This window comes from Phaeobacter sp. QD34_24 (assembly GCF_028890115.1).
Lineage (GTDB): Bacteria > Pseudomonadota > Alphaproteobacteria > Rhodobacterales > Rhodobacteraceae > Phycobacter.
Map to the genome: position 1 here is coordinate 1 of NZ_JARCJD010000054.1, position 1,089 is coordinate 1,089.

1 protein-coding gene is annotated in these 1,089 nt (G+C 57.2%); it reads left to right on the forward strand.

The window, feature by feature from the left end; translation table 11 throughout:
* Nucleotides 1–64: 64 nt before the first annotated feature.
* Complete coding sequence (locus PXK07_RS18575; protein ID WP_274849791.1) at nt 65–1,057, forward strand: IS30 family transposase; 993 nt, start codon at nt 65–67, stop codon at nt 1,055–1,057.
* Nucleotides 1,058–1,089 lie beyond the last annotated feature (32 nt).

Consider the following 1,089-nt stretch of genomic DNA (forward strand, 5'->3'; position numbering starts at 1 on the left):
GCGGCACATTCTAAACTGGGTTGCGACAAATCCCCTATCTTGCTGAAAAGCAAGGAGAACGGACATGGCCCACACAGAGCTGGATTTGCGTGAGAGACGCGCAATCGAAGACATGTTGAATGCAAAAGTGCCTGTAAGCAAGATCGCAGCAGAGATTGGCAGGCATCGCTCGACCGTCTATCGCGAGGTCAAAAGGAACGGTTTTGACGACGACGATTTGCCTGAACTGAACGGCTACTACGGCGTTATGGCGCAGCGTGAAGCCTCGAAGCGCCGCGCACGAAGACGCAAGCTGGTGCGCCTTGAAGACTTGCGCGCGCATGTCATCGCGCAGTTGAAGATAGGCTGGACGCCGGAACAGATCGCGGGTCGCCTTGGCTTTGATGGCCAGCCCGTGCGTGTCAGCCACGAGACGATCTATGCTTACGTCTACAGCCCCGAAGGACAGTCCGAACAACTGGCTCGCCATCTCCCCAGCCGTCGCAAGAAGCGGCAACCACGCTACGCCAGACGGCCCAGAGGCCAGGTTTTCCCACCGGATCGGTCCATCCATGAACGCCCGGACTATGTGAAGACCCGCGAAACTTTCGGCGAATGGGAAGGCGATTTGATGATCTTTGAACGCGCGCAGGGCACCATGAACGTCGCTTCGCTTGTCGAACGCAAAACCCGGTTCGCTGTCCTGTTCCGCAACAACGATCGCAGCTCGACCCACTTCATCAACAAACTGATGGACGTGATGGAACCCCTGCCCCAGCCCGCCCGCAAGTCGATCACCTTCGACCGTGGCTTCGAGTTCCGCGCCTGGCGCAAACTGAAATCCGGCATCGGTACCGAAAGCTGGTTCTGCGACCCACAGGCACCATGGCAGAAAGGATCGGTCGAAAACCTGAACAATCGTGCACGCAGATATCTCCCCCGAGACACCCAGCTCGCGGCGCTCTCAAATCGCAATATGAAGGCGATTTGCGACCGCCTGAACAGCACGCCCAGAAAATGCCTCGGCTGGCGAACCCCAAGCGAGGCATTCAGAGAAGAGATGATGAAGCTAAGATAGAGAAAAACGTCGCAACGACCCTTGAACCATCA